Raw genomic sequence first — 26,461 nt, forward strand, 5'->3', positions numbered from 1 at the left:
ATGGCTTCAGGCATTCAGTCTGACGGTACGGTATTCCCTCGGAAATGACGGATGAAAAGCACAATTACTGGGTACACGGGCTGGTATTAAATGAGTACAACGGCAACGGTCACACCTCCTGCCAATGAAGGCAGGAAATCCATTATTGAACGTGTCGGGAAAAAGATTCCTGATCCGGTCATAATTTTTATCTGGCTGTTTGGCATCACGATGGCGGCTTCATTCCTGATGGGGGGGCACAGCTTTTCCGTCATGGGGGCTGATGGTGGTGAGGTGGTTCATTCCGTCAAGAATATGCTGACCACAGAGAATACCCGCTGGATATTTGAAAATGCCATTCTGACCAACTGGCTGGCATTTGGTGGGGGTGTTCTGGGTGTCATCCTGATCGTTATGCTGGGGGTAGGGGTAGCAGAAGATTCTGGTCTGCTATCTACTCTGATCAAGAAAGCTGGCCTGAAAGTAAACGACAAGTATCTGCCTGCTTTGCTGGTTTTCATTGGTATCATGAGCAGTGTGGCCACTGATGCTGGCTATCTGGTTCTGATTCCTCTGGCGGGTATGCTTTATGCAGGTCTGGGTAAAAACCCTTTGATTGGTATGGCTGCAGCCTTTGCCGGTGTGTCCGCTGGTTTCAGTGCCAACCTGCTGCCCGCTACACCGGTTGACGTTATTGTCGGTGTGAACGCTCAGATTTTTGCAGAGTCTCAAGGCGTGCCTTTCACCAATGCTGCCGGTGAAGCCCTGACACCGGCTACCATGCATTATTTCTTTATCTTTGCTTCGACGTTTATTCTGGCAACCGTTGGTGCCTGGGTGACTCATCGATTTGTAACACCACGTCTGGAAAAGATGGACTACCAGATTCCAGAAGATCTGGATATTTCCAACTTTGAAGTGACTGACGCTGAGAATAAAGGTCTGAAGGCTGCTTTCTTTGGTCTCCTGGCTTCCGTCGCCATAATGTTTGCTCTGGCCACAGGCCCTCTGGCGGAATACACTAACGAAGCTGGCAGGGTAGTGAACCCGTTCCTGAATAACATCATTTTGATGATCACTATGACTTTCCTGATTGTGGGTGTTTGCTTCGGTAAGTCCACCGGCAAATTCAAAGGTTTGCAGGATGTGGTCAAAGCCATGGTCAAGCAGATGAACACTGTCGGATATGTTCTGGTGTTGACCTTCTTCTGCTATAACTTCCTGGCTCTGCTTAGCTTTACTGGACTGGGTACTTACATCACTTATCTGGGGGCGAGCTTTCTGCAGTTCCTGGGTCTGGATAACTTCCCGATTCTGTTGATCATTGGTTTTATCATTACGACGGCTCTTATCAATCTGTTCGTAGGTGGCTTGACCTCCAAGTGGATGCTGCTGGGGCCTATTTTTGTGCCTATGCTCTATCAAGCCAACCCGGCGATGACTCCAGATCTGGTGGCGGCTGCATTCCGCGTGGCGGACTCTTCTACCAACATCATTACGCCAATGATGACTTATGCCGGTGTTATTCTGGCCTTTATGAGGAAGTACAAGCCAGACCTGACCATTGGTGACATGATTGGCATCATGATGCCTTACTCCATTGCGTTCATGTCCATCTGGACAGCAGTACTGATTGGCTTCTTTGCCTTCAATATTCCATTGGGTTTCTAATGGATTGCTGATCTGATAAAAAACCAGCCCTGGAGGCTGGTTTTTTATCACTGATGAAGTCAATTCAGCTTCACCATTTGCCGGGAGGATTACCGCTGTTCAAAAGTTTAAGCGTTTCTGTTTTCAAGAAATCATCCAGCTCCATTTCTCTTTGTTTACCCATCAATTTTCCAAATTCGGTCAGTTCACCAGAATTTAATGCCTTTACTTCTTCATCATCAGTCAGCAGGTCGACGTACTTCTCATTAATGGTTTCTAATTCATCTTCCAACTCATTTTTCAGTTTGTCGACAAACTCTGGCCAGGCCAAAAGATCTTTGCAGAGATCTTCATTGGTGTAGCTTTGCATGGAGTTATAAACAGATCGGACAGCCGCTTTTAAATCATCCTTTGTGACTTGAGAGTAACTGGCATAACGCATTCTCTGGCCATCTTCTATAGGCAGTTTTAGTGACTTCTGTAATCCCAGCATGTAGTAAAGCCTGACTTCGATTTCATCAGGAACCAAATAAGGATCACCGTGTTTACAAATATACTGGTATTTTTGTTTGGCCAGGGCTTCTACTTTTTCTTTTCGAATCAGGGATTTTTTCAGCTCTACGAGTTCAGAGAGTCCGCCTTTTTTACTGATGCTGGCGACTCTTGCCGTTGTGTCCATTTCATTCAAACCCAGTAGTGCCCGGTCATCACAGCTCCCCGTAGCCTCTATAGATGCTGCTGTACAGGCAGACATGATTTCGGGGTCTTCTGCCATCTGTTGAAGAATATTGACCAGCTTTCTGGCCATGGTCTGAGCGCTCAAATAACCTCGCTGATAGTCCAGAGTTTCTACCAGCTTTTCCATATGAAGGCCCAGAGCTGTTCTGACAGATGGGTCGGGGAACTGGTCAGGAAAGTCAGGGGGCATTCTTAAACCAGCCACATCAAACCAATTCTGAATTTTCTCTTCAAACGACATTTTACTGGCTGTGACGGGAGTGACAGCTCGAATAGCGAGCAGCTTCACCGAAGGGTCTGTCTGATGGGATCTTCTCCAACTGAAAACAGCGTCCTGGCCAAAACCATTACCAAACAGATGAACAATACAGTTTCTGTCGTTTTGATTACTTAAGGCAATGACGCCATCGGGCACATCCGTAAATTGGTTTCGAGCCAGATGAAGTGTCTCCAGTTTTTTCAGTTGGCCAACGCTGCCTGGTAATGAACTGAGTTGATTACTGCCTAAATAAAGTGTTCGAACTCTGGGTAAGGTGGTGATGCCTTCCGGAAGCTCTGAAAGTTTGTTGTCATAAAGGTCAAGAACTCTGAGATGGCTGAGCTGGCTCATATCATCTGGTGCCATCTGAATGAGATTCTGTGATAGAAAGAGACCGCGCAGCTTTGGCATTTCTGCAGTGCATAGACACTCGGGAATAGCCGTGAGCTGGTTATTCCTGCAATCCAGTGACTTTAGTCGGCTCAGGCGACCCATGTCTTCTGGCAGGCTCTGCAGTTGACACCCTTCACATTGTAATTTGTTCAACCAGCTGATTTCGGTGATGACATCGGGCAGTGAGGTAATGGGCAGATTATTCAATGTGAGCGTTTTTTTACCCTTTGAAACACATCGTGCAATCAGGTCGGCAGCTTCTTGTCGATGAGGCTGCTCTTCATCTGTTCCAGATAGAACCCACTCGGCCAGGCTAACTTGCTGTACGGGATTTAAACCGCCTACGACACCAATAGCTCGTTCTGTCAGACGGACGATTTTCGGCGATTCACTGAAGGATTCTCTGGCTCGTTTCAGTAAATTGAGGCATTTGGGTTGGATCACTTCCAGATAGAACCGTCCGAGTCGGCTTCCTTTGCCACTGCTTTTGGCCGACTGAGTGGTTGAATAAGCGTCCCGGTCTTTTAGAGGGGTGGACTTCTGGCTGGTGGTCTCTTCTGAATCCACTCGTGGCAACTGGCTCTGCACGTTCCGGGAGTAATTGATTTTAGGATCCATCCTGATCTTCCTGGGCTCAGACTCTTTTTAGTCGGTCTAATCAGTATAGAAATGACCGGGTCCGAGAATGAATCATTGTGCGTCAGAATATTGAAGGGTTGGAGGCAATGATGGATCAACCCATAAAGAATGTCAGGGATCAGCCAGAATGCGTAAAAAGGTAGAAAAGGGCTGGCTCCTATACTGATTGAAGCTTTGAAGGATCAAAACGGATGACAGTCTCATGGACCCCATGAAGCCCAATTATGTGGAGACACAAATACCCAAGCCTATCCCTGCGAAGGGAGAGGAGACACCGACACCCATAAAAGACCGGGTTGTAGACAAGAGTGTTTCTGATACAGTTGCAACAAATCGTACGGCCAGGCACGGAAGGTTTTATTTAAAGGTGATTCAGCCTGTCTGTTTGTATGTACTGAATAAAGCCAAGACTACATTTGGTGATGCGACTCCCGTTACACGTCTTTCTGACCGCGCTATTGGTTATGTGGGGGGGCTGAGTGAGAGGCAGCAGCAGGCACTCCAAAGTTGGGTGGATAAAGCCAGTCCTGATGAGAGAAACTTGAGAATGCAGGCGGTGGAGCGTATAGAGTTCTGTGTTGAAAAGGGAGAAAAAGAGCTCAGTTTAGACGGCCTTCAATTAACCAGTCTGCCTGACATGGTAGGTGAGTTGAGCTGGCTGAATATTCTCTCTTGCGAGGATAATGAACTGTCAGAGCTACCAGAATCCATTTCAAGCTTGTCCAGACTCAGACAGATCTATTGCAAAAACAATAGCTTGAAAAGCCTGCCAGCCAATTTCTCTGATATGAAACGACTTGAAGTTATACAGCTGACCAATAATCAATTGGAATCTTACCCAAATGGCTTGAGTAACTTGAAACGTTTGGAGGTATTCGATTGTACGGGTAATCGTCTTAAAACATTTTCCCCTGAGTTGCTGGAGTGCACAAATCTATACCAAGTTTATCTTGGGAGAAATCAGATTTCTGAAGTGCCTTCAGGCTTAAATCGATTAAGAAACTTACAACAGCTGCATCTTTCGTTTAACCGGTTTCAAACTATCCCGGAACAGCTCACCGAGATACGAAACCCTGAATTCCCGTGCAAGGTATACCTGCAGGGTAATGCATTTGTGGTGGAAGATGTGTTGGAGTGGAAGCAGTCTCATTCTATGCACAACAGCTTAAGGCTGCTGGCTCAAAAACGAATGAGCGTGGCTGTTGCAAAAGGCAACTCTCTGGAAAAGAACATCCAGAACTGGTTTTCAATGGCCGGCGAACTGATGCCGGCAGATCTTATGGATGCATTTGATGATCCTTCTGTGGCCACTGCCATAACGCTCCACTTACAAAAACTGGTGGCTACCAGAGATTATAAGGAAGGCACGTTTGCAGAAGCGAGAACAATGGCTCAAAGAGTAACAGCTTTATTACAAGAAATGGCAGCAGACGAGGATGTAATGAATGCCTGTGTTGCAGCTTCTGTCGAAGCCGTTGAAAGCTGTCAGGATCGAGCGCTGTTGGGGCTCAATGATATGGAGCTGGCTACCAGAATTGTTAAGGCTGAGAAAAAGGGTGGGGTTTTGGAGCTGGTTAAGTTACAGAGAGATATTTATGTCAAAAAGCTCGTTGAAGAACTGGCTGATACTCGATTTGCAGAGATCGAGAAAGAATATGAAGACGATCTGAAGTCAGGAAAATCTTTGACGGTGGAACAACGAAGAAAGCCTGACCAGATTGAGGTAAGACTGGCATATTTGTTGGGGTTGCAGGAAAAGTTGGATTTACCCATAGAGTCAGGTCAGCAAATGAAATGGGGCTGGTATTCACGAATTACCGACGAAGACCTCGATAAAGCCCATGAGAATGTGGCGGAAAAGTTATCGATACGAACGGATGAGCAGGTCATAGATAGCCTGCTGGAGTGGAAGGTTTTCTCTGAAGAGCTTGAGCAGGACTACTTTGGATATATTCAGGATATTGGTGATAAATATGTGGAGTTAATGACCGATGAGTACTCGAACTTGAACGAGTGGGAGTTTGAAAATCTATCCAGGCTTATGGCGCAGCAGCAGGAACTGGAAAAAAAGGACTTCCTGCGGCTGCCAAGATTGTGGCAGGGAATCCTTTACCGACAAGAACCAGAGAGCAATATTTGGCTGAGCTTTAGGATTCTGGAATGGTGTTGAACCTGGCCATTCATTCGCAACATATTCTTCTATAGAGGACTGCTAAAGTCTCCTTCAACAGCCGTCTATAGAAACGTAAAGTACGCTTACTTCGCCCAGTAACTTTCTTCCAGAGAATCTTCCCTTTCCGGCAAAGACCTTGAAAGTCTTGGCGAGCTTTGTGCCAGCACTTCATAACTGACCCTGTTCGCATATTTACAGATCTGTGAAAAAGAAGAGTAGGTCAGCCAGGTTCGGTTGTGCTTCCCTGACGTCGGTAACACCTGACGATGGAAAGCATTAGCTGCCATATCGTGAATCACTGCCGCCAGGGCTCCATCGCCAGCACCGTTGGTGTTTTTGATTTTCTCCGGGCCACCCATGTAAGGATTAATATGAGAATAAACCTTCATCGGTTCATCGCAGGTTGCTTTGATCAAAGGACGGCTGAATTCAAAGCGGTTAAAATCGCTGATACCGGCAGATAGTATGGGGTTGTCTGTTACTCTCGCCAACTCTTTCTCTGTATGACCTGATACATAAAGACCGTCAGGGCCCGATGTCAGCAATACCATATCCGACAGATCCAATGCGGCTTCACTGGCCAGAAGAGGGTCTTTCTGGCCGATCAGGGATGCGGCTTCTTCTTCATTCATAGCCAGCACGGTGACATGGTTTTGAATGAATTCTGTCAAGGGTTCTTTGATCGCTTCAACCAGACCTGCGGTACCCAGTGTTAAGACGACAGGAACCTGATGTTTGCAGGCCAGTTCTGCCGCTCTGAGAGTGGCATTGTAGATAGGCAGACTCTCGTCTCCCAGTGTATAGGCGCACAGCATCAGGGCAGAACTGTTCTGGATGACTTCTTCAGAAATAAATTCTGGAGTCAGAGCGTTCATTAAGCCCGGGCTGATTCCAAAGGTTCGTTCCCCGTCCGGAGTGATCAGGGTGTAGCAACGACCAATGGGGCCATCCACGGGTTGAAGGTAGGAAAGGTCTACCTTGGAGCTGGTATTGCAGAGATAGCCGTAGGCATAGTCACCCACAGATATGTTCTGGCTCATAACACCAAACTGCACAGAACGGTCGTCGGCCAGAATGGAGTAATTGTGCAGGGTGTTGCCAATGGTGCCACCGGCGTATTGATTGTCGATCAGGTCATTACCCTGAAGGAACTGATAGAGCCGACTGGCGGTTTCGTTGTCCATCAGTTGGGACATGGCTTTATTCAGGCCAAAGTCCGCCAGTACGGATTCATCAACATGGGCATAGATGTCGACAATGTTCTGGTCGATGCCACAGACGTATGTGTGGGCATGCCCAAAAGTCATGCTTTCCCGGTCAAACCGGTTATCCGCATTGACCGGGAAATAGTGTTTGATTTTACGACGGCCAGGAAACTTCATTTCAGCAGCGAGATTGATTCAGAGGGGCGCGGATTATTCACTAAAGCGTTCAGAAATGCTATGGGTATATGTAGGGAGATGCCTGATAATCGCATTTTAGTCGGTGATTACAGACCATTTTTACAATGGGAAAAGCTGACTGTTTCTGAAATTTCAGATTTGTCTGTCTTTAGACCTATCGGGCACTATATTTAATGCTCGAATCTGTAATCTGTTCTGTGGTACAAGTGTAAATAGATCATGATTGCTACTTTTATATTCTGGTTTCGAAAGCTTGAAGAATAAAAAAAACGATACAAAAACCTGCACTCTCTGTGCAAAGAGTAAAAGAACAGTAAATTGGACGCCTTTGTCCTTGATAATTCACCTTATCTGCAGAAAGTATTCAGTCGTGATCTTGGCCTTTTTGAGGTGTGGAAATTTTTATGACATTAAAGCACATGTCTCTGGTTGTCGGTATGCTGGCAACAGTGCTGGTAAGTGGGTGTACAGTGACTGCTGAACGGAATGCAATGGAAAAAAGCCAGGTGGTGGTGAAAAGTCCAGCTGACGACCGGGACTACCGTTTTGTCGAGTTGGATAATGGCCTCAAAGCCCTGCTGATCTCCGATCCGGATACGGATAAGGCGGCAGCGGCGGTTGATGTTAAAGTAGGCAGCTTTCAGGATCCGGACAATCGCCTGGGGCTGGCCCATTTTCTTGAACACATGCTCTTTCTGGGGAATGAAAAGTATCCGGAAGTGGACGGGTATTTTGAGTACATCCGGGCTAATGGCGGCAGCGCCAATGCCTATACGGCAAACACCCGTACCAACTATTTCTTTGACATAAACAGTGGCAAGTTGAGACCCGCGTTGGATCAGCTGGCGCAATTCTTTGTTTCGCCGACGCTTGACCCTGCTTATGTAGACAGGGAGCGTAATACGGTTGATTCCGAATATAAACTGCACGCCAAGGAAGATGGCTGGCGCCTGATGACGGCGCAGAATGCCACCTCCAACCCTGCACACCCTCGAAGCCGGTTTAATATTGGCAGCCTGGAAACGCTTTCCAATGAGGATGGTAAATCCCTGTGGAATGACCTCAAGTCCTTCTATGACCAGTACTATGTCGCTGAGAACATGGGGGTTGTTATCTATGGCAAGGAATCAACCGAAGTCCTTGAGCAATGGTTGAGAGAGTCTTTTGCCGGAGTGCCGGAAGGTAAATCTCCAGATACTCACATTGGTCTGGCACCTTATACCAAGGAACAGTTGGGTGTTCGCATTAACCTGGTGCCTCTGAAGGACACCCGGGCGCTTTCCCTGAGTTTCCCTATGCCCAGCCAGTATGAGAATTATCGTAAGAAACCTCTCGGGCATCTGGCCAGAATCCTGGGTTATGAAGGTGAAGGCAGTCTGCACAGTTACCTGAAAGAACGAGGCCTGATTGAGTCATTAGCGGCTTATTCCAGTGACGTACCCGGAGAATTCAGTGAGTTCTCAGTGCGTATGGAGTTGACGCCTAAAGGTCAGGATCAGGTTGATGAAATTACAGCTCTGGTCTTCGATTATCTCGAACTGGTTCGCAAGCAGGGGCTTGATTCCTGGATTTATGACGAGAGCCGTCAGGTAGCTGATCTGGGCTTCCGTTATCAGGAGGATGCTAATCCTCAGCAAACCGCGTCAGGGCTGTCCAGTCGTATTCATGATATTCCTGCTCAGGACATTTTGAGAGCTAACTACCTCTATGAGGACTTTGACCGTCAGTTGATCAGTGATCTGCTCGATGAAATGAAGCCCTCTAATATGAGGCAGGTGGTAATTGCCCGAGATCTGAAGACGGATCAGGTTGAGCCTTATTTCAAAACCCATTACAGCATGAAGCCTCTGCCAGAAACTCTGGTTACCAGGCTCTCAACGCCTCGTTCTCATGCCGAGATGACCATTCCCAAGCCTAACGAATTCCTGGCGAAGGATCTGAATCTGCGTGAAAACAGCCCTTATGATGTGCCTCAGGTCATTATGGAAGAGCCTGGGTTCAGGGTCTGGAGTATGACGGACACTGATTTTGAAGTGCCCAGGGCCAATATCCGCATCAAGATTTCAACGGAGAAAGCGTCCAAAACCGAGGACGATGTTGTTCTGCTGCAACTCTACAGGACATTGCTCTCACGCAGTCTGAACGAGTATGGCTATCCTGCCAAAGAAGCGGGTTTGAACTACGGGCTGAATTCCGGCAGGGAAGGACTAACCATTACTCTGTCGGGGTATCAGGACAAGCAAGGCTTGTTGTTGGAAGATATTCTCAAGGGCATCAAAAAGTTTAATCCCGATCAGGCTGAGTTTAATCAGGAAAAAGCTTTGCTGATCCGCAGGGTCAAGAACAAACAGTTCCAGCCTCCCTATCGACTGGGTATGGACCGTTTGAGTCAGGATCTCTATCCCAACTACCGTGATGACAAGATTTTGCTCGCAGCGGCTGAAAAAGCCACTCTGAGTGATGTTAAACAGTATGCCAAAGACTTCTATCGTTCGATTTATATAGAGATGCTGGTACACGGTAATCACAGTACGCAAGAGAGTAAAAAGCTGGCTGAGCTGGTGGATAATGCCTTGCTGACAGACGATAACCGTAACAGTCAGTTTAAACAGCCGTTCAATCTTTTGAAGGATACGAACCGGACTATAAAGGCAGACTTTAATCACAATGACTCTCTGTATATTACTTATTACCAGCGGCCTGGAACCGATGACAGAGATCGAGCTGTTTATTCCCTGCTAGGTCGACTAATGGCAACACCATTCTTCAACCAACTGAGAACAGAACAGCAATTGGGGTATATCGTCTTTGCGGGAGCTCGTCCTATCGAGCGTCATCCCGGGCTGATTTTTGTGGTTCAGTCTCCTGTGCTGGGGCCAGAGGGTATCGAACAGAAAGTCGAGGAGTTCCTGAAGGGGCAGAAGGAAAGAATGAAGTCATTGACCGATGAGGAGCTGGCTCAATATCGTCAAGGGCTTATAGGTGACCTTCTCAAGAGTGATACCAACCTGGATGAGCGCAGCTCACGATTCTGGCAGTCCCTGGATGGCCAGGAGTCAGGCTTTGAGTTCCGTGATCAGATTGCAGAAGAGGTGAAGACTGTTTCTGTGCAGGAAGTTCAGCAAGCTCTGAATACCATTCTTGAAGACAAAGGTCGTTTAACTGTGGAGTCAATGGGCAAAACCCAGCCTAAAAAATAAAATGTAAAATCTTATTTGCTTATAAAAAAACCGGGATTAATCCCGGTTTTTTTTATGGGGTATGTATCTCAAAGTCGGTGGTTAAGTTACCGGGAAGCAACAATAAGTAACACTATTTTTTGTGGCTTTGCTATTAGTTAGTGACATCTTGAAATTAACGGATAGCGGCGGTAGTTGATGGAAATGTTGTTGCAGCAGATTACCGGGGTACAGTCACCCCAGCGGGCGGTACTGTTCTGGCTGAGTTTGCTCTGTATTGTCCTGATTGCTGCCGGTTGTACCGGTCACCTGCCTGCAGGAATGGCCGGGTTGATTCCTTTTGTCATGGCACTGGGTGGAGTACTGAATGCTTTGGGGGAGCGTTTGGGCTGGATTCGTGACTATCTGGGGGGTGGCCCTATTGTGGTTATCTTTGGTTCCAGTCTGATGGTGGCTACAGGGATTATTCCGGTTGAGCTCAGCTCCGGAGTGACCAACTTTGTACGTGATCAGGGGTTTCTTGCTCTGTTTATTTCCGGCCTTATTACAGGCAGTCTATTTGGCATGGACCGTCAACTTCTCTTAAGGTCAGCGCTTTGGTACCTGCCTGTTATTCTCGGAGGTGTTGCGGGCGCTCTCGTTCTGGTTGGGCTGGTAGGCATGTTGATCGGAAGTGGTTTTATTGAGGCTGTATTCTATGTCGGCTTACCCATTATGGGTGGCGGTATGGGGGCGGGAGCTGTTCCCCTGGCCGAGATATTTGCCAACATCCTCAACTCGGATGCGGCGACCGTGTTGTCCAAAATGGTTCCTGCAGTGGTTTTGGGTAATCTGGTCGCTATTGTTGCCGCAGGCATGCTCGAGAAACTTGGCAAGATCAAGCCGAGTCTGACCGGTAATGGCAAGCTGATGAAAAGTCAGAAAGTATTTCGACATGAAGAAAAGGTTGAACGGATACCTGATCTGGCAAAGATGGGCACCGGTTTGTTTGTTGCTACCAGTTTCTATGTCATGGGCTATTTGTTAAGTCAGTTTATCTCTTTGCATCCCTACGCTCTGATGATTCTTTGTGTGGGTCTGGTCAAGGCTCTGGGTGTTATGCCTGCTCGCTTTGAGGAGGGGGCTGCTCTCTGGGGAGATTTTATGGTGATGACACTGACACCGGCATTACTGGCTTGTATTGGTGTTGGATTTACTGATCTTCATCAGGTCGCAGAAGTGATTTCACTGCAGTATTTTGTGCTGGTTGTGACGACGGTTGTAGGAGCCATATTGGGTGCGGGTCTGGCTGGAAAAATGTTAGGTTTTTACCCCATAGAAGCTTCTGTCACAGCGGGCCTTTGTATGGCCAACATGGGTGGAACCGGTGATGTTGCTGTGCTATCAGCAAGCCGTCGTATGAATTTGATGCCTTATGCCCAGGTCTCTTCAAGAATTGGTGGCGCCTTTATTTTACTACTGGCTACTGCACTTTTGGGCATGATGTAGTCCATCCGGAACAGGTAGCTCTGATGATCAGGCGTTATCCTGAAAAGTATCCAGAAAATGAGGTGGGTCATGTTTGAAAAGCCCACGGTGGTCTCATATAGTGGTCACGTAGGACGCGATCTCAATTAATCATGGGCTCAGTGCTACCGTAAAGGGGTCAGATACAAGGAAGACTTGCGCAGTTATAGCTTTTCTACATCAAGCAAGCTCTGACACAGTAGATGGCCCCTTTACGGAGCAGGCTGAGCGCCCCGCCCGGAGGGCTCTTTCAGGAGCATCCATTGCAGTGTTCCAGCAGATTGAAAGATGTTGAATATTCCTGCACTGCTGAGCCTTGCACTGAATGCTCCTGAAAAGAGCTGAGCTCCATGATTAATTGAGATCGCGTCCTATAAAAGGATTACTTATCCAGTGACCCTGGGTATGCATAGGCTAACGATTGAGCGGTTTATCGCCGGTCAAGGCAGGAGAAGAAGAAATGACCGAAAAGGTCCTATTCGACAGGCTCGATACAGTATCCGGGCACCAAGTAGGTGTGATCACACTGAATGCCGAAAGAAGTCTCAACTCCCTGGACAAGGGCATGGTCGACAGTCTCTATGAGCAGCTGTCCAGCTGGCAGGATGATGACAAAGTCGTTTGCATCTTCCTTCAGGGTGAGGGTGAAAAAGCTTTTTGTGCCGGTGGCGATGTTCGCTCGCTCAGGCAAAGTGTACTGGATGGAGACACCCAGGCACCGGGTCAGTTTTTTGAAAAAGAATACCGTCTTGACTATTTAATCCATACCTATCGTAAACCCGTTATCTGTTGGGGTAATGGTGTCATCATGGGAGGTGGCTTTGGTCTGATGGCCGGTGCTGATTTCAGAGTGGTGACTGACACCTCAATCATGGCCATGCCAGAGATTACGATTGGGCTTTATCCTGATGTGGGTGGTTCATGGGTGCTTAACCGACTACCAGCCAGAATTGGTCTGTTTATGGCGTTGACGGGTTGTCGTCTGAATCCTGCTGATGCCATGTACCTTGGGCTGGCCAATCGTTTTATTGACCATGCCTTCAGAAAAAATGTGTTGGAATCTCTGCAGGAAGCTGACTGGTCAGGTGATCACTATCAGGTCACTTTTGATGTGGTGCAGCACTATGCTGACAACAGTGCGGGCTGGTTGCCGTACTCCAAGATCCGGGAACACCGTGATCAGATCGCCAGTATGATGGATAAACCCACATTGTCAGCCATCATTGCTGATCTGAAAGCAATGAAAACGGAAGATGCCTGGATGGAGCAAGCTCGAACCATTGCTCTGACAGGATCCGCGCTTTCAGCGGTAGTGGCTTATGAGCAGCTGAAAAGAAGTCGTTACTCCTCCTTGAAAGAAGTCTTTCAAAGTGAGCTGGCTCTATCCATAAATTGTGTATTGTCCGGAGATCTACCAGAAGGTGTGCGAGCGTTGCTGGTTGATAAGGACAATAAACCTCAATGGCAGTACGATGTCGTTGAAGACGTGCCTGCAGACAAGGTGACTGAAATGTTTACGGCCCCATGGGGGAGTGCAGATCATCCTCTGTCCGATCTCTGAAACTTGAGAAATCAGCTCACAGGGACTTGAGCTGATAGGGTCTCTAGTAGAATCTCTGAGCTGGATTTGTTCATAACTTCAGCTCATTGTTTTTACTTAATCATTCTTGACAATAATGACCATTTTGGCGACCCGATAGGTCTTATTCATTATAAAATTCAGCCTAAATTATTTTTATCAAATTCTGGTGAATGCTCTCAGGTTAGCTAACCTTCCTCTGATTATTTATTGGGATTTTGAAGATGTTAATAAAAAGAATGGCTCGTCCTTACAGCGCTTTTTTATTGGCCCTTTTTCTAACGGTTCTGACGGTACGGCCTGTTTCAGCGGCATTTGAATTTTTCACTTCCCAGAGGCTGGAATTTAAAGTTGCTGAAATTGCAGGTCTCGTGCTATTTGGCAGCGCTTATCAAAATGGTTACTTTCAAAGACCTGTATCCTGGTACCTATACACTCGTGACTGGCTGGCAACGCCTGACTATGGAAGCAGAAGGGCGGAATTACTGAATGAGGCAAAGTCGCTCTTTTCAGAAGAAGAAAAAGACAAAAAAGAGCTCTTCAGGCTGTTGGTTCAAGAGATGCCAGAACAGGACTTAATGACCGTTAATGCACAGTTTTTAGCACTCAATGTGAGTAAAAAAACAGAGCTATACTGTTCTTTTATTGGCAAACCCTACTCAGAGAATCTCTGTGATGTAAAGCTGTTGTCAGCTGACTTTTACATGCATGTGCTTCCTTATCGCTCAGGCGCAGAAGATCAGGAAAGTCTCAAAAAGGACATGGCTGCCAGGTTGGCAGGTAATAGTTTCAAGGCAACCACTTATGAAGAGTTTTGCAATAATAATCGATGGTCAGGCAGGCCATGCGCTGTATTTTGGAGTCCTCTAGAACCCAATAAGTATTCAGAAGCCCTGACTAGTGAGGAGGGGGAGAGGAGTTATTTCACCGTACTGGAAAAGGCCAAGGAGATTAAGGCGTCTATGATGCTTCGTTACGACTTTTTCTCAGACACAGGTCACTCAGGGGTTGTCTCGGCAGAGACCAGTTCCTTTGAAAAAGCCAGTAAAGGAAAACTGCCTGCTTTCGGTGTAAAAATAGATCTATGCTCAGATCAAGACTGCAAGGCTGATGAGTTGCTGAGGTATGCAGGAGGAGATATTTCAGTTGCGCTGCCAGGAAAAAAGGCAAAAGCTTCAATGTTTGTTGAAGACTTAAAGCGATTAACCCTAGCGTACAGTCGGGATGAACAGTTTGGCGAGCGAAGTCATTGGACTTCGGCGTTGAACTCGATTGATATGGGGGAGTTATTATTACCTCAGGCAAGTTCGAGCGAAGGTTATCTCTGTAGTATGAATCATTTGCCGCTTTATCGGATACCAGCCAATGCCCGCTCGGTTCATCTACCTGTCAAGTCAGGCATGATGTATAGAGAGGGACCATCTTTGTATGGTTATGAGCCATGCAGCAGTGGGCTCGGATCTATAGTTGAAGTAGTAATATATCAAAAGGGCGTATTTAAAATTAGTTCTGAACTTAACGTTACTATGTAGTGGATCTAATAATCCCGGACACCATTGTAGGTGGTGACACTCCAGCGGCAAAAGCACTGACGCCTGAGCAGTAAAAAATCAGGAGCTGGAAGCCAGAATAAATCGCCATGAAAGAGAAAAGGCGATATTAAAAAAGGCTATCGCTCTCTTGATGTCGGACGAACTCGAGCGACCAGTAAAGGGAGTTTGAAACGGCACAGCGAAGTTAAGAGATAGCCCTCTGCTTGTTATTTCTGACAGAGGGCTTATGAATTTTCCGAGTTAGGCTTTGGTTTTCTCGAGTACTTCCATTAGCGTCCTGCCAACAGCTTCTTCGCAGCCAAATTCATTCCAGTCCAATGTGATCAGAGGTGTATTCATGGACTCGCAAATCTGCGGCAGAATGGCTTCGTGGTAGTGATGAATATCACGGATGTATTCAAAGGGGGTGCCATTCTCGGCTTCCCGGCCTCGATTCAGTAGACGGCTATGGGCCACTTCCGGTGTTGTACGCAAATAAACCACAGCACTGATCACCGGGTACTCTTTCAGCCTGCGCTGGATTTCACAATAGTGCAGCATAAAGTCGGTATCAGGCTGTTCCATAGACAGGAAGTTGGCCTGGGTGAAGATCAGGTCGGAATACAGTGATCTTTCGATCAGATAGTTCCTGTCATTAGGTAATTGTTTGACGATGTCAGCTCTGCGTTCTGTGATGTAACGCTGAAAGTTGATGCGTTTTGAAGAGTCAGAAGGGTTTTGGGTAAACTCGGTCAGCAGACGAGTAAACTCAGGGTCTTCTACAGGTTCCTGAATGGAATCCCAGTCCAGTGCTTCAGCCAGCTTGGGCAACAGAGTGGTTTTACCAGCGGCAATATTGGCTTCGACAGCGACAAAATGATTGGTCTGCTTCATTAAGGAACCTGGACTGTTAACGGCGAATCTTTCTTGGCTGAGCTCACTAGTAGCGGGGTGATGGCTTCAGTGAGTTTTCTGCATCATGCTTTGAGGTGCGATAGCAGGTGCGCACGATATTCGAATGGTTGATGTTCAGCAATAAGTAATGAAACCAACAGGATCGTTGAGAAGAGTAGAGTCTGTTGCATGCTGCGAATCTGGACGGTCAGCCGCTTTCGGTTGAATTCAAAGAGTACTTTTGTTTCTTTCCTGCCTATCCGTATTAACTGTTCATAAGTCTGGTGAATCAGGCAAAGTGATCCAGAGACCGCTTTGATGACGTATAACTTACGTTTAACAGTATTGAGGTTCTGATGAAGGTATTGATAGCCGGTGGCAGTGGAGGTATTGGATGTGCTCTGGTGCAGTCCATACTGGATGAAATGCCTGGAACAGAAATACATGCAACCTTTCACAATACTTCACCGGAAAAAGAGTTACAGAGTCTTCCTGTTGAATGGCACAAGTTAGACCTTACTTGTGCGGAGTCTGTTGAAGGGCTATCACGTCAGATCGGTTCATTAGACTGGATAGTCAATACGGTTGGGATGCTGCATACAGATGAGCATCTGCCAGAAAAATCTATTACTCAGCTAGAACCAGCATTTTTCTCCAGGACGGTTGAAGTTAATGTCTTGCCGACCCTTTTATTAGCCGGATGTTTTCAAAACAATCTGAAAAGCAGTGACTCAGCTCGATTTGTCTCAATATCAGCACGGGTCGGAAGCATCGGGGATAACCGTCTGGGTGGCTGGTACAGTTACAGAGCGTCGAAAGCTGCACTTAATATGGTTCTGAAAACGCTCAGCAATGAGTGGAAAAGAAAGCTGCCAAATTGTTGTGTCGCTGCTCTTCACCCGGGCACTGTTGCGACTCATCTGTCTGAACCTTTCCAGAAAAATGTGCCTGCAGAAAAGCTATTCAGTGCTCAATATTCCGCTGAACAACTCATTGGTGTGATCAGGGATTTAACGGCTGAGCGCAGTGGACAGTTTCTAGCATACGACGGCACTCCAATTCCCTGGTAATTTAAAACAGCTAACTATCTAACCATTTTCTAATATCTATAAGTACTATTAACATGACTTTTTATGCTTTATTTGTGCTACTTTATGCGCATCGTAAAGCAGTAAGTAGTACCAGATATGAGTCATACAACAGCGGAAGTTTACCAAGCTGTTAAGACCAGACAGTGGCGTATGCCAGACACCCTGGTTTTGATCTTCTTTATTGGCGTTCTGGCCGTTCTCTTAACCTACCTGATTCCTGCGGGCTCATTTGATTCCCAGACAATCTCCTATCTTGTCGATGGAGTGGAGAAAACCAGGGAAACCATTGATCCGGCGTCCTTTGCCTATGCCACTGACAGTGCAGGCGAACTGGTATACAAAACCGTGGGCCTGTTTGAAAGCGGTGGTGGCATTGGTTTGATGAACTTTATCTTCGAGGGGTTGGTTTCCGGAGATAAATGGGGTTCTGCCGTTGGCGTGATTATGTTCATGCTGGTTATTGGTGGTGCCTTTGGTGTCGTGATGAGAACCGGCACGATCGATAATGGCATTCTGAGACTGATTGACAAGACCAAAGGCAGTGAAGCGCTGTTTATTCCCGTGCTTTTCCTGTTGTTCTCGCTGGGTGGTGCTGTCTTTGGAATGGGTGAAGAGGCGGTGGCTTTTGCCATCATTATTGCACCTCTTATGGTTCGTCTGGGTTATGACGGTATTACCACTGTCATGGTGACTTATGTCGCTACCCAGATAGGCTTTGCTACTTCCTGGATGAATCCTTTCTCAGTGGCTGTAGCTCAGGGCATTGCAGGGGTTCCTGTTCTTTCGGGAGCGAGCCTTAGAATCGGTATCTGGATCTTCTTTACCCTGATCGGTATTGCCTTCACGCTGTTCTATGCAAGCCGGATCAAGAAAAATCCTGCGGCTTCATTCAGCCAGAAAGGCGATGCTCACTTCAAACAACAGGCTCTTGAGAGTAAAGAGTCCCGTTGGGCTCTGGGCGACACTCTGGTGCTGATGACGGTAGCTGCTACAACCATCTGGGTAGTTTGGGGTGTAGTGGCTCATGCCTGGTATCTGCCGGAAATTGCTTCCCAGTTTTTCACCATGGGCATTGTTGCAGGTATTCTGGGTGTGATTTTCCGCCTTAATGATATGACCGCCAATGACATAGCCGCAGCTTTCAAGGAGGGCGCCGGTATTATGTTGGCTCCAGCTCTGCTGGTGGGTGCGGCAAAAGGTGTATTGTTGATTCTAGGTGGCGGTGACTCTGCTGAACCCAGTGTTCTGAACTCTATTCTGAACAGTGCGGGTGGTGCTATCAGTGGTCTGCCAGAAGTGGTGGCTGCCTGGTTTATGTATGTCTTCCAGTCCGTGTTCAATTTCTTCGTCACATCCGGCTCGGGTCAGGCTGCCCTGACGATGCCGTTGATGGCGCCACTGGCTGATATTGCAGGTGTTACCCGTCAGGTTGCCGTTCTTGCTTTCCAGCTGGGTGATGGTTTTACCAATATTATTGTGCCTACGTCGGCTTCTTTGATGGCTACATTGGGTGTTTGCCGCATTGACTGGGGTGACTGGGCCAGATTCTGCTGGCGCTTTATTGTTCTGCTGTTTGTGCTCTCCAGTGTTATTGTGGTGGGAGCTCACCTCACAGGCTTTGCCTGATTGATCACAGTAGAGAAATGGGCGGCCTTGGCCGCCCATTTTCGTTATATGATGGATGAATGACTTTTTCTGGAGAGATCTTAGACCATGGAAGTACTGAATGGCCGCAAAGTAGTTGAGTCTTTGCAAGTCAGTTCGTTGGAGCCAGGGTGTCATGAGTTCTGGTTCAGACCTTCTACCAACGCCACGGGGCAAGGGTGGTTGTTGCCGGTGTTTGTCAAAAAAGGTCAACATCCCGGGCGAGCCATTGTCATTACAGCAGGGGTTCATGGCGATGAGTTGAATGGTGTGTTGACAGCTCAGAAGCTGATTTCGGAACTTCGTGACAGTGAGATAAAAGGTTCTGTCATGGTGGTCCCGGAAATCAATCAGTCAGGAATCAATGCCAGCACACGACACTTTATTCCTTCTGACCCGGATGCACCTCCTGTGGATCTGAATCGGGTTTTTCCAGGTAAGGAAGGAGGTAGTTCAGCCGAGCAGTATATTTATTCGATCTGGCATAAGTTGCTGATGCCCAATGCTGAGAAGGCGATTGATTTGCACACCCAAACCAAGGGTGCGGAGTATCCACTTTATATTTTTGCTGATTACCGTATCCCGGCCAGTGTCGAAATGGCCAGATGGATGGCAGCGGATGCGATTATGGATGACCCTGGCGATCCAGGTATTCTTGAAACGGTCTGGAATCAGAACAATATCCCGAGTATTACCGTGGAAGTCGGCACGGGTAAGTTGATGCAGCTGGATCTGGTTGAACGTGCTGTGAAGGGTGTTCTCAATATTCTGAAGTCTGAAAGTATCTTGTCTGAAGAGCCGGTGAAAGAGGGTGAGGAGCCTTTTGAAGGCAAAAAGCTGACCAGTATCCGAGCCGAAAGTGGGGGGTACTTTATTCCTCAGGTCACTATGGGTCAGCAAGTGACGCAGGGCGAGCTACTGGTGATTCAGCATGACAGTTTCGGGCAGGAGTGCCATCGGTATCTGGCACCCTGTGATGGATTTGTTTTGAGTAAGAACCTTGATCCGCTGAGAGAACCCGGCGCTTTATTAGTCCGTCTGCTACATGACTGATTTTGTTTTCGAGGCGTGTTTTTGGAAGGTGTCTCTATCGCTTTCTAAAACACACCTCGAAGAGAAGGGCGGTCTGTCAGGTTAATAGAGACAGAACTACTTCAGCCACTGCTTCTGAGGAAGCGGGGTTCTGTCCTGTCACCAGTAATCCGTCAGTTACGCAGTATGGAGCCCAGTCATCTCCCTTGCTGTATTCTCCGCCTTTAGTTTTGAGTTCGTCTTCCAGTAAAAAGGGGACGACTTCCGTTAATGCCACAGCGGCTTCTTCGCTGTTACTAAAGCCTGTTACTCTCTTGCCTTTGATCAGTGGCGTGTTGTCGCTTTGTTTTGCATTGAGCAGCACAGCGGGTGCATGACATACGGCGGAGACAGGTTTTCCCTTATTTGCAAAGGCTTCTATCAGGTCGATGGAGTGTTGGTTGTTCGTCAGATCCCAGAGTGGGCCATGACCACCGGGGTAGAAGATAGCATCGAAATCATCAGCAGAAACGTCCGACAGTTTGACTGTATTCGACAGTTCCTCTTTCAGAGATTGGTCCGCTTCAAATCGTTCAGTGGCTGCAGTTTGAAAATCAGGCAGTGCACTCTTGGGGTCAATAGGTGGCTGGCCGCCTTTTGGAGAGGCTAGAGTAACCTCGGCGTTGTGATCCGAAAAAACATAATAGGGCGCTGCGAACTCTTCTATCCAGAAGCCGGTTTTCTCACCTGTATTTCCCAATTGATCATGGGAGGTCAGGACGAATAACACCTTCATAAACTCTTCTCCTTATGGTCAGGCAGCATGCCTGAGGATTTGGGTGGCTACCTCAGGAGTAATGTTCTGGTTCTCTCCCAGGGTGGTCATTTTATGCCGTTTCAACTGATCAACAAGGTCAGCAATGGCGCTTTCTTCAATGCCATAGTCAGAAAGACGGGTTTTAACACCCATTCGTTCAAAGAAGTCTCGGGTTTTATGGATGGCCGCATCCATTCTTTCCTGGTCGTCACCCTCTTTTATACCCCAAATTCTTTCTCCGTATTGAAGCAGCTTGGAGGCCTTCTCTTCTCTCATAACATGCATGACTGAAGGGAGTACAACAGCCAGTGTTTGGGCGTGATCCAGTCCGAAAAGGGCGGTAATTTCATGGCCGATCATATGAGTTGACCAGTCATGGGGTACACCCAGACCAATCAGGCCGTTCAATGCCTGGTTTGCAGCCCACATAATCGTGGCCCTTGTTTCATAATTGTCTGGTTGTTTCAGAACAATCGGGCCCTGTTCGATCAGAGTCAAGAGTAGGCCTTCGGCGTACCGGTCCTGAATAGGGGCATTCTCTCTGGTGGTCAGATACTGCTCCATAACGTGAACAAAGGCATCAACAACGCCATTGGCACTCTGGCTTTGCGGCAGGCTGTAAGTTGTTTCAGGATCAAGTACTGTGAACCGGGGGAATACTTCAGGGCTGAGGAAGGCCAGCTTGTCATTCGTGGCTCTGCGAGTGATGACTGATCCTGAATTGCTCTCAGAGCCTGTGGCAGGCAGAGTGAGTACATTGCCCGCTGGAATGGCTTTATGCACGGTCGCGTTCTCACTGAGTATGGTCCAGGGATCTCCCTCAAAGGGGATGGCTGCGGCAATAAACTTGGTGCCATCAATGACTGAACCTCCGCCTACAGCCAGCAGATACTCAATGTTTTCCTCTTTGGCCAGAACGACTGCTTCCATCAGTGTTTCATAGGAAGGGTTGGACTCGATTCCTCCAAACTCTGTCGTTGATGCATGATCCTTCAGAGCTTCTTTAACCTGCAGAAGCGTACCGTTTTTTTTAATACTGCCACCTCCGTAAGTGATCAGTATTTTGGCCTCCTTGGGAATTTCATCAGCAATACGGGCAATCATGCCTTTGCCAAAATGAATACGTGTTGGGTTTTGAAATGAAAAATTTTTCATGGGAGCCTCGACTGCTCAGCTGAGTTTTACCAGCATTTTTCCTGTGTTCATGCCAGTGAACAGACCCAGAAAGGCGTCAGGAGCCTGCTCAATCCCTTCAAAAACAGTTTCTTTCCATGAGACTTTGCCTTCCTGTATCCACTGACTCATTTGCTTAACGTATTCCGGATAGTGTTCCCAGTGTTCAAAGACAATAAATCCCTGCATTTTCAGCTTTTTAACGATTAATTGTGAAAGATTGGCAGGGCCTGGAACGGGAGCAGTGGCATTATACTGATCGATCATGCCACAGACGGCTATACGACCATGATCATTCATTACGTTCAGAACGGCTTCCAGGTGATCGCCGCCAACATTTTCAAAGTAAACATCGATACCTTCCGGGCAAGCTTGAGCGACGGCTTCGTGCAGGTTATCGGTCGTTCTATAGTTGATAACAGCATCCACGCCCAGCTCATCTTTAAGGTAGTGGGCTTTTTCATCAGTGCCTACGCTACCTGCTACAAAACAGCCTTTCAATTTGGCGATCTGGCATACCGTAGAACCAACAGCTCCTGAAGCGGCCGATACAAACACCCGGTCACCTTCTTTTAATTCAGCGATTTGCATGAGGCCTGCCCATGCTGTCATGCCAGGCATGCCCAGAATGCCGAGAAAGGCCTGGTCGTCTACTGTTGTTTCAGGCAGTGGCTGAAGGTCTTGTCCGCTGGAAATAAAGTATTCACGCCAGCCGGACATACTGGAGACTTTACTGCCTACGACAAAGGCTGAGTTCCGGGATTCAACGACTTCGCCAATAGCACCACCCTCCAATACTTCGCCAACAGCAAAGGGCGGGATGTAGCTTTTACGGTCAATCATTCGGCCGCGCATGTAAGGATCTACAGACATCCAGAGGTTTTTGATCAGTACTTCGCCTTCTTTCAGCTCAGCAACCGGCTGAGTCACTATTTTGAAAACATCCCTAGCGGGTAAACCTTCGGGGCGTCTTGCCAGGTGCACTTCACGATTTTTTTCAATGTACATAGTCTGTCTTCCGTACTTCGTTTCGATGGATGTAATTTATCTTTGAGTTGGATATGACTCCAATGCATCATTGTTATAGTTGTCATGATTGAGAGTAATGATTTTGGCTGTTGAAAACTTGTCGTCTTCTGACCTTAATCTCTTACCTGTCCTGCAGGTGTTGTTAGAAGAGAGGAGCGTCACTCGTGCTGCCGGTCGTTTGAATCTGACTCAGCCGGCTATCAGCAGAAGTCTTGCGAGGCTGAGAAAGCTGTTCAATGATCCCCTGTTTACACGCACGCCTCAGGGATTGGCTCCCACTCCCAGAGCGGAAGCTGTCGCTTTGGGGTTGCAGCAGTCATTACAGGACATTGTTCAGCTAATTGAGCCACCTCAGTTCATTCCGTTGGAGTCTCAGCATAGCTTCAGACTGGCGACAACCGATTATGGGGCACAGGTTCTGTTACCAGAAGTGGTTAAAAGATTGAGCCAGGAAGCACCGGGTGTCTCTCTGGAAATTATCCCCTGGCGACAACAATTGCTGCATGAGCTGGATGCTCAAAGTGTGGATCTGGCAACCTGTACGATCACGGATGCACCAGCTGTGGTTCATGGGAGAGGAGTAGGGCAGGATAAGTTTGTCTGTGTTGTGAGATCTTCCCATCCGTTAGTAGCGTCTGGAATGGATGTCAGGCGTTATGCCAGTCATTCTCATGCCCTGATCACTATGGGAGGAGAGAGAAAAGGTGCTGTCGACTATCTGTTAGAGGAACAGGGGCTGACCAGAAACGTTGTCTTGAGAGTGCCGCATTTTGTTGCTGCATTGGCATTGGTGGCGAATACCGATTATATCCTCACAGTGCCTTATGGTTTGGCCAGAAGTTGTGCCAGCCACTATGACCTTAGAATTCTGCCCTTTCCACTGGAACAAAAGCCTTTTACGTACTCGATCATTTGGCATGAGCGGTATATGAAAGAACCAGCTCATATCTGGTTTCGACAACTGATCTATGAAGAGCTGACCCGGGTCATTGGTGAACTTCAGGAAGAGTGTTGTGTATGAGTGGAGCACAGAGATGTGATTGATTAGACAGAATAATGAAGAATCATTTCATTTCTTCATTAATTTTCTGTCAATATGGAAAAGGCCTATAACAAACAGGGAGTGTTTGATATGAAAGCAGCAGGACTGGCGCTACTACTGGTATTATTTCCATGGCAACTATCCGCTGAAGAGACTGCTCAGGCAGGAAGATGTTCATCTGGTCTGACCATCTATCTGGAAGGTGAGTACGCTAAGGCTTTTGAGGTGCTCAAGGTTGAAGCTGACAGAGGGCTGGATTGCGCACAGCACTGGGTAGCTAGAATGTATCAGCTCGGTCACGGAACGCCGATGAATAAAGAGCTTTCCAAAACTTACTACAAACTGGCCGCCAATCAGGGATTTGAACAGTCCATAATGCAGCTGGAACTGCTTAAGAGTCATTGATGGGCTGAATGCTTATGAGTTGGTGTCTTCAGGCCTGATTACTGACTCATAAGCATCTGTTCTTTATTCATGACTGCTTGCTAATAATTTGCTGGTATTTGCAAAAGCCTCTGAGCACTCAAGCTGGCTCATTATCTGTTCGTCAGGCAGGCAACTTTTATCCACGAATTCCAGTAACTCGATCTCAGCCTCACAGAACAAGATATCCAGGGCCAGTCGGTTTTTTCCATAAAGGCCTCTATGGATGATGTTGGCTGAGAATATCAGTAAGTCGCCCTGTCTTAGTGGGATACTCTGTCCATTGACAAGATCTTCGTGGTGGGCTCTCCCTGCTGCTTCTGTTCTGACGTTAAATTCTTCCTCTGTATCCCAGCGTTTATGGGTTCCAGGTATCAGCTCTATACCGGGTTCATCTTCAAGGGGGATCCTGAAGTGTATGACCTCTGGCCCATCCAGTGCCTGCTTTTGTTCTTCGATTGACAGGTGGTATTGGGGGTCTCTGTGCCAGTAGTTTCTCTGATCGGAGTTGGCAGGGTTGAAAAATAGTTGCGTATTCATAAAGGCAGGCTTTTTAAAAGGAAGAGGGAGCAGCCTGCTGGCGATTTTTTGGGAGGCAATGAGTCGGAATAATGTAAGTCGATCCTGATGGTCAAGGTATTTGGTACCTGTCAGGTAGGCTGAGTTAATGGCTCTTTCGTCATAAAGTTTTTTGTTATCACTCACCCAGGCCTTGTGAAAATTTAAAATGACCGGTTTGATTTCAGACATTTCCTCGCAGGTAAAGAACTCTGGCAGGAGGATGTATCCATCCCTTGTAAAATTACTTTTCATTTTTTATGACTTTGATGATAAAGATTTTGGGTGGTTGGCTTGGACTGAGGTGATCTATTGTCCTTGGCTAAACTTACCAGTCCGAGAATAAGCATTCAAAAATTTCATGGTTGACTACAAGCCTTTTTGTGCGGTCGTTTGCATGTTGTTGGGTCTGTCTTTCAGTTTGAGTACTCAAGCTATTCTGTGCCCGCTATGTGGTAAAACAGATAATCCTCTTAACAAAGACGGTATAGCGAACTGCAAGACCTGTGAGTTCCAATACAAGGGTATACCTGAGGAAGAGTCGGACACGGAAGATCTGGGGGAAGGGGGGAGTGACGATGATAATGATGACTATTATGATGAGATGCCTGAAGATGAGGGTGAAATACCGCTAGAGTTAATCAGCGATGACTCTGATTCAGAGATGTGTTCGTCAGGGAAATCAACGCCTATTGTCAACAAGCCTTTGGTGGCTGTTCCTACAATTTCTGGTTCTGCTGTATCGAGTGGCCTCTATAAAAGTTCACAGAGTGTTGATCAGGAGGTAATGGGGGGCTTAGTAGATACTTTAACTCAAAAGCTAGCCAGTCAGCATTTCAGTATTAGTCTTGGAGTGAGTCAGTCTGAATCTAGTGAGATTGAAACTTGCCAGGTTGAAGCTTCACATATTGGTGCTTCCCATGTTGGTGCTTCCCAGACAGAGACGGGAGCTTGGGCAACTATTCCGGATTTAGCACGTCCAACGCCGGAAGGGGTGCTTTATAGTTTTTATGAAAATGTCGTGAAACCCTTTCTTGAGTCCAGTGCTAATGATGATGTTTTTAATGAGGTTCTCTGCCTGGCTGGTTTCATCTGTCTATCGAGTGCATTGTCTCAGCTGGTTCAAGAGCTGTCCTCTACAGGTCAGCAAGGTGCTTCGCTCGCTGCGGCAGAATTAACTCAGAGTATTGAGATGGAAAACAGCGTAATCGTCAGTCATCTGTTACAGGGAGGGGTTATTATCGAGTATGGTATTCAGAGTCAGGGGGCTAAGGGGTTTGGTCATTCTCAGGCCGCCATATTTTATAATCCTGACCTGCAGATGTTTGTTATGCAACCTTACTATCTCACCCGGGATTCGGAAGCTGAGTTTTATACTCAAGAGCAATTGTTGGACAGAATCTTTAATAAGCTGGCTTTCGAACATGAGATCGGGGCGAATGTTCATTACTTCCTTTATCAACCCAGGAAGTGAAACTGGAGTTTCAAATAGAGTGTTGTAAAAGGCTCCTAGGAGCCTGTCGGACTTAACCAGCAAAACAGGTAAAATCCTGATTCCAGTACCAGTAACACTCAAAGCACTATGAATAAGTGGAAGTTCAAACCGGTCGACCGAAACACTCCCGACCTTTTCCCTGCCAGCATCCAGGATTATCTTCCAGAAGGTCATATGGCTCGCTTTGTGGTGGATGTTGTTGACCAGCTCGACCTGTCTCCACTGATCAATTCTTATCGAGGCACAGGATCAAA

Annotated in this window: 19 protein-coding genes and 2 pseudogenes; 14 read left to right on the forward strand and 7 right to left on the reverse strand. The window is 47.2% G+C overall.

The features are described from left to right. Positions 1-90: 90 nt before the first annotated feature. A complete protein-coding gene (locus WG89_RS02820; protein WP_062260950.1) occupies positions 91-1,650 on the forward strand; it encodes an AbgT family transporter in 1,560 nt (519 codons plus the stop codon). 70 nt (positions 1,651-1,720) lie between these two features. On the opposite strand, the gene WG89_RS02825 is transcribed toward WG89_RS02820, so the two are convergent. Further along, positions 1,721-3,637, reverse strand: coding sequence for a leucine-rich repeat domain-containing protein (locus WG89_RS02825; protein ID WP_062260954.1), 1,917 nt, complete (start codon positions 3,635-3,637; stop codon positions 1,721-1,723). A gap of 223 nt (positions 3,638-3,860) precedes the next feature. Here WG89_RS02825 and WG89_RS02830 point away from each other — a divergent pair, with 223 nt between their 5' ends. Beyond that, positions 3,861-5,828 carry a leucine-rich repeat domain-containing protein gene (locus WG89_RS02830; RefSeq protein WP_062260957.1) on the forward strand — a complete coding sequence of 656 codons (1,968 nt, stop codon included), beginning with the start codon at positions 3,861-3,863 and terminating at the stop codon, positions 5,826-5,828. An 86-nt stretch (positions 5,829-5,914) separates the two neighbouring features. On the opposite strand, the gene WG89_RS02835 is transcribed toward WG89_RS02830, so the two are convergent. After that, the gene (locus tag WG89_RS02835) at positions 5,915-7,213 is read right to left on the reverse strand and encodes an inosine/guanosine kinase (RefSeq protein ID WP_062260960.1); all 1,299 of its coding nucleotides are present in this window, start codon (positions 7,211-7,213) and stop codon (positions 5,915-5,917) included. Between the two features lie 425 nt (positions 7,214-7,638). Here WG89_RS02835 and WG89_RS02840 point away from each other — a divergent pair, with 425 nt between their 5' ends. From WG89_RS02840 to WG89_RS30145, 5 genes and pseudogenes are all read left to right on the forward strand, one after another. After that, positions 7,639-10,434, forward strand: coding sequence for an insulinase family protein (locus tag WG89_RS02840; protein WP_153301391.1), 2,796 nt, complete (start codon positions 7,639-7,641; stop codon positions 10,432-10,434). A gap of 177 nt (positions 10,435-10,611) precedes the next feature. Further along, positions 10,612-11,901 carry a 2-hydroxycarboxylate transporter family protein gene (locus WG89_RS02845; RefSeq protein ID WP_245662860.1) on the forward strand — a complete coding sequence of 430 codons (1,290 nt, stop codon included), beginning with the start codon at positions 10,612-10,614 and terminating at the stop codon, positions 11,899-11,901. Positions 11,902-12,379: 478 nt separating this feature from the next. Then, complete coding sequence (locus WG89_RS02850; RefSeq protein ID WP_062260970.1) at positions 12,380-13,480, forward strand: enoyl-CoA hydratase/isomerase family protein; 1,101 nt, start codon at positions 12,380-12,382, stop codon at positions 13,478-13,480. Between the two features lie 257 nt (positions 13,481-13,737). Then, complete coding sequence (locus WG89_RS02855; protein WP_062260973.1) at positions 13,738-15,030, forward strand: hypothetical protein; 1,293 nt, start codon at positions 13,738-13,740, stop codon at positions 15,028-15,030. Between the two features lie 32 nt (positions 15,031-15,062). Beyond that, positions 15,063-15,201, forward strand: a pseudogene (locus WG89_RS30145) (IS3 family transposase); the annotation flags it as partial. A 90-nt stretch (positions 15,202-15,291) separates the two neighbouring features. Here the strand turns inward: WG89_RS30145 and WG89_RS02860 are convergent. Further along, positions 15,292-15,924 (reverse strand): deoxynucleoside kinase, encoded by a 633-nt coding sequence (locus WG89_RS02860; RefSeq protein ID WP_062260976.1) that lies wholly within the window; start codon positions 15,922-15,924, stop codon positions 15,292-15,294. A gap of 356 nt (positions 15,925-16,280) precedes the next feature. Here WG89_RS02860 and WG89_RS02865 point away from each other — a divergent pair, with 356 nt between their 5' ends. The 3 genes from WG89_RS02865 (at position 16,281) to WG89_RS02875 (ending at position 19,712) form a co-directional block, all read left to right on the forward strand. Beyond that, complete coding sequence (locus tag WG89_RS02865) at positions 16,281-16,994, forward strand: SDR family NAD(P)-dependent oxidoreductase (RefSeq protein WP_062260979.1); 714 nt, start codon at positions 16,281-16,283, stop codon at positions 16,992-16,994. Between the two features lie 117 nt (positions 16,995-17,111). Then, a complete protein-coding gene (gene yfcC / locus WG89_RS02870; RefSeq protein ID WP_079253620.1) occupies positions 17,112-18,641 on the forward strand; it encodes a putative basic amino acid antiporter YfcC in 1,530 nt (509 codons plus the stop codon). An 87-nt stretch (positions 18,642-18,728) separates the two neighbouring features. Further along, positions 18,729-19,712 carry a succinylglutamate desuccinylase/aspartoacylase family protein gene (locus WG89_RS02875; RefSeq protein ID WP_062260982.1) on the forward strand — a complete coding sequence of 328 codons (984 nt, stop codon included), beginning with the start codon at positions 18,729-18,731 and terminating at the stop codon, positions 19,710-19,712. 76 nt (positions 19,713-19,788) lie between these two features. Here WG89_RS02875 and WG89_RS02880 read toward each other — a convergent pair whose 3' ends face one another. The 3 genes from WG89_RS02880 to WG89_RS02890 are packed head-to-tail and all read right to left on the reverse strand — an operon-like array spanning position 19,789 to position 22,668. Continuing rightward, positions 19,789-20,466 (reverse strand): type 1 glutamine amidotransferase domain-containing protein, encoded by a 678-nt coding sequence (locus WG89_RS02880; protein WP_062260984.1) that lies wholly within the window; start codon positions 20,464-20,466, stop codon positions 19,789-19,791. 18 nt (positions 20,467-20,484) lie between these two features. Continuing rightward, complete coding sequence (locus tag WG89_RS02885) at positions 20,485-21,642, reverse strand: iron-containing alcohol dehydrogenase (RefSeq protein WP_062260987.1); 1,158 nt, start codon at positions 21,640-21,642, stop codon at positions 20,485-20,487. 15 nt (positions 21,643-21,657) lie between these two features. Continuing rightward, positions 21,658-22,668 (reverse strand): NADP-dependent oxidoreductase, encoded by a 1,011-nt coding sequence (locus WG89_RS02890; RefSeq protein ID WP_062260990.1) that lies wholly within the window; start codon positions 22,666-22,668, stop codon positions 21,658-21,660. A gap of 103 nt (positions 22,669-22,771) precedes the next feature. On the opposite strand from WG89_RS02890, the gene WG89_RS02895 reads away from it, so the two are divergent. Both WG89_RS02895 and WG89_RS02900 read left to right on the forward strand, forming a co-directional pair. Beyond that, on the forward strand, positions 22,772-23,710 hold the full coding sequence (locus WG89_RS02895; RefSeq protein WP_172806686.1) for a LysR family transcriptional regulator: 939 nt from the start codon (positions 22,772-22,774) through the stop codon (positions 23,708-23,710). 111 nt (positions 23,711-23,821) lie between these two features. Beyond that, on the forward strand, positions 23,822-24,136 hold the full coding sequence (locus WG89_RS02900; RefSeq protein WP_153301393.1) for an SEL1-like repeat protein: 315 nt from the start codon (positions 23,822-23,824) through the stop codon (positions 24,134-24,136). Positions 24,137-24,199: 63 nt separating this feature from the next. On the opposite strand, the gene WG89_RS02905 is transcribed toward WG89_RS02900, so the two are convergent. Further along, complete coding sequence (locus WG89_RS02905; RefSeq protein ID WP_062261000.1) at positions 24,200-24,967, reverse strand: phytanoyl-CoA dioxygenase family protein; 768 nt, start codon at positions 24,965-24,967, stop codon at positions 24,200-24,202. Between the two features lie 106 nt (positions 24,968-25,073). On the opposite strand from WG89_RS02905, the gene WG89_RS02910 reads away from it, so the two are divergent. Next, positions 25,074-26,186, forward strand: coding sequence for an FYVE zinc finger domain-containing protein (locus WG89_RS02910; protein WP_062261003.1), 1,113 nt, complete (start codon positions 25,074-25,076; stop codon positions 26,184-26,186). 108 nt (positions 26,187-26,294) lie between these two features. Beyond that, positions 26,295-26,461: pseudogene (locus WG89_RS31960) on the forward strand (IS5/IS1182 family transposase); the annotation flags it as partial.

Source organism: Endozoicomonas arenosclerae (assembly GCF_001562015.1).
Lineage (GTDB): Bacteria > Pseudomonadota > Gammaproteobacteria > Pseudomonadales > Endozoicomonadaceae > Endozoicomonas_A > Endozoicomonas_A arenosclerae.